Source organism: Chitinophaga sp., from assembly GCF_035564935.1.
Taxonomy (GTDB): Bacteria; Bacteroidota; Bacteroidia; order Chitinophagales; family Chitinophagaceae; genus Chitinophaga.
Map to the genome: position 1 here is coordinate 1 of NZ_DATMTE010000263.1, position 2,925 is coordinate 2,925.

A 2,925-nucleotide genomic window follows, 5' to 3' on the forward strand; every position below is an offset into this window, starting at 1 on the left:
ATTTAATTACGCGCGCTACTGCCAGCGGTGCTTTGGTCTGTATTTTTTGTAAGATAGAAATAGCTTTGGGCAGCAATTCTCCGGGCTTTAAAACATGATTCACCAGTCCCCATGCCTGTGCTTCAGCAGCATTGATCATATCTCCCGTGAGCATAAGCTCAAGCGCTTTCCCTTTCCCAATCAGCTGGGTAAGCCGCTGGGTACCGCCATAACCGGGAATTAACCCCAGGTTTACTTCCGGTTGGCCAAACTTTGCGTTTTCGCTGGCAATCCGGAAATGACAGGCCATGGCCAGTTCACAGCCCCCGCCCAATGCAAACCCGTTTACAGCGGCTATGATGGGCTTAGGGCTGCTTTCTATACGTTTGAAGATCACATGGCCTTTCTTGGCCAGTTCTTCTCCCTGTTTATCCGATAACGTCAGGAACTCGCTGATATCTGCCCCGGCTACAAAAGCCTTCTCACCTGCGCCGGTTATAATAGCTCCTTTGATTTGCTTGTTGCTGTATACTTCATCTACCGCCAATGCAAGATCTGCCAGTACCTGCTGGTTGAGGGCATTCATCTTTTCCGGGCGGTTGATGGTAATTGTCAGGATATTATTCTCCAGATGGGTGCTTATCGTCTGATACATGTGCCGAATTTTAGTTCATCAATATTAAGCAATATTCAATAACCTAACGAATCAGCCCGATAGCCGCCTCCAGTTGCTTATCCCGGCCCGTTGCCAGGGAAGCTGCATCATATTTCACCTCCACATCCGGCGGAAAACCCACCCCTTCACAGATCTTTCCATCCCGGTATTTCAGCATCAGTGAAGAAGTGTAAACCAGGTTAATATAATCGGTGGAGAACTGGCCGCCGTTGTAGTAAATATTCTTCGTCAGCGGGCCATTGGCGCCCCAGGTACGCTCACCCACAAAATGCCCGTTGGGTAATGATTTCACAGCCATAGTGGTCATTTCAGCCATACTTACCAACCAGGCATCAACCAGCATCACAACGGGAGCGGTAATATTAGGGACTCCCGCCTGCGGCGCTACAAAAGCCGGGGCCCAGGGCGAATAATCCAACCGGCCGTTACCCTGTTTGGAGCGGGTATAACCAAAATCCAGCTGCTTGCCGATCATTCTTCCCAGTAAAAAATTAAGATCCGCCAGATCACCACCGCCATTGCCGCGCACATCAATAATTATCCCTTTGATATTGGTGGTATTCTTCAGCTTATCAGTACCATTTTTACACCATTGGCTGTATCTGTGTTGTAGAGCGTTTTCAGTTGAAACCCGCTGAAAAAGAAATAGAGGATATCCTAGTTAACAGTACCGGAAACCGCCACATACTGCGCTGTTGTTCCCACATTGGTAAAACCTCTTATCGCCCCTGTATCAAGATAATACGGGGTACACTATCATAAAAGTGGAAAATACTGATAGGAGGATGATAATCGGGGCAGACCAGTTTCCGTTGGCATGCCGGGTTGATACTGAAAGAATCCCGCAGCCAGGAATCATTGAAAGTAAGATCGTAGTGCGGGTCTACCAGGCCGGCAGATATCTCCTTAAAATAAGTATATCCTTTTCTTACATCCGTTGAATCGTTCAGGTTTAGTTTTGCAAACCGTGGTTTATACTGTTTGTATACCCTGTCCCAATCAGTAGTATCTATATCCCAGAAAACATAATTGTTGTTCATCCCCTTCCAGTAAGAATCAAATACTTCGCTGAAATTTCCGGAGATAGTGTTGGCAGGATCGTTTATTCCGGGTAAGTTTTTGCGGCAGGCAGCGAACAGGCATACTGCCATCAGAGCAATAATATATAGGAAGATGTTTCATCTCGGTAAGACTAGCTGTTAACAAATTCTATTGAGCAGAAGAGCCATGGAAGATGTTCCTGATATTGAACATGCAGCCGGCCTCGATCACGTAAGTATCGTTGTAACGCGGGATCTGGTTGATCATATAATTTTTCTGCTGATCCGATAAACCATAATAATAACGGGCTTCAATAAAGAAACGGTATTTCTGCTGCAGCCAGTATTCCACGCCGGCGCCGGCCAGCAGTCCAAATTCCATGCGGCGGTCGCGGCGACTGTCGAACGTATACTTCCCGCTATACCTGTACGCTCCGTTAAACTGTAAATAGTCGTACCCCTGCTCATGTCCGGGATGTCCGGTTCTTCGTTAAAAACATTGGCTATTGCGCCTTTGATACAGCCGCAATAGAAATCCCAACTACAAAACCACTGAGGTCATCATATTTTGTATAATCCTGTACCCGGTACTGGTATGCAGGCAATTCCGGTTGCAGCCACCTGAGATCCCGGCTTCAAACTAGGCATGGGCGCTGTATACGCCGCATAGGAGTAGCGCAATGAATAAGCATAGTTTCCGTTTCATATGGTTTTCATTTTGGTGATAACTGCTGTCGACAAAAAAAAACCGGAACTAATTTTGCAATTAGTTCCGGTTTGCCAAAAGTAACGGGTATATTTCTTAATAGTTCACTTCAAACTCTGCTTTGCCACTTTTCATCTTCATATAGTGTCTTTTTTTCTTTACTTTAAAATAGTCGATGCCGCTGAAGTTATAGCTGAAGGTAACAAACATCAGGTTGGCCTCTAAATTTTTGTAAGGATAAACGGAGTTCCCGTCTTTATCTTTCGTTTTAAAATCTTTGTTGAAGAAATTCTGCGGGTAGTACTGCACCTTCAATCCAAAACCGGGATTAAAGCGGAATCCTGCAAAGAAGGAAGGCATCAGCAGGGGTGTACGGTCGCTGAACCATTCATTAAATTTATGGACCTTATCACCATCAACAAATTGCTTCTCCTTATAGTTAACAGCCATATCTATTTCGCCGCCGGCAAAAAAGAATAAGCTACCGGAAGAAAGATCCCCCACCTTAATACCCAGCGGAACGC

The 2,925-nt window shown here is 45.7% G+C and carries 2 protein-coding genes and 3 pseudogenes; all 5 read right to left on the bottom strand.

Translation table 11 applies throughout. From position 1 onward, the window contains the following. Positions 1-634: enoyl-CoA hydratase/isomerase family protein (locus VN105_RS06950; RefSeq protein ID WP_325639261.1), on the bottom strand; the 634-nt coding region annotated here is incomplete at its 3' end. Between the two features lie 43 nt (positions 635-677). Continuing rightward, positions 678-1,241, bottom strand: a pseudogene (locus VN105_RS06955) (S41 family peptidase); the annotation flags it as partial. Positions 1,242-1,374: 133 nt separating this feature from the next. Then, positions 1,375-1,806, bottom strand: a complete 432-nt coding sequence (locus VN105_RS06960; protein ID WP_325639263.1) for a hypothetical protein — start codon at positions 1,804-1,806, stop codon at positions 1,375-1,377. 58 nt (positions 1,807-1,864) lie between these two features. Then, positions 1,865-2,107 (bottom strand): annotated as a pseudogene (locus VN105_RS06965) (hypothetical protein); the annotation flags it as partial. Positions 2,108-2,497: 390 nt separating this feature from the next. Then, positions 2,498-2,925: pseudogene (locus VN105_RS06970) on the bottom strand (hypothetical protein); the annotation flags it as partial.

What these genes read in the sequence shown, in the direction of transcription:
- VN105_RS06960 (WP_325639263.1), bottom strand. Translation starts at nt 1,806, where the DNA reads ATGGCAGTATGCCTGTTCGCTGCCTGCCGCAAAAACTTACCCGGAATA.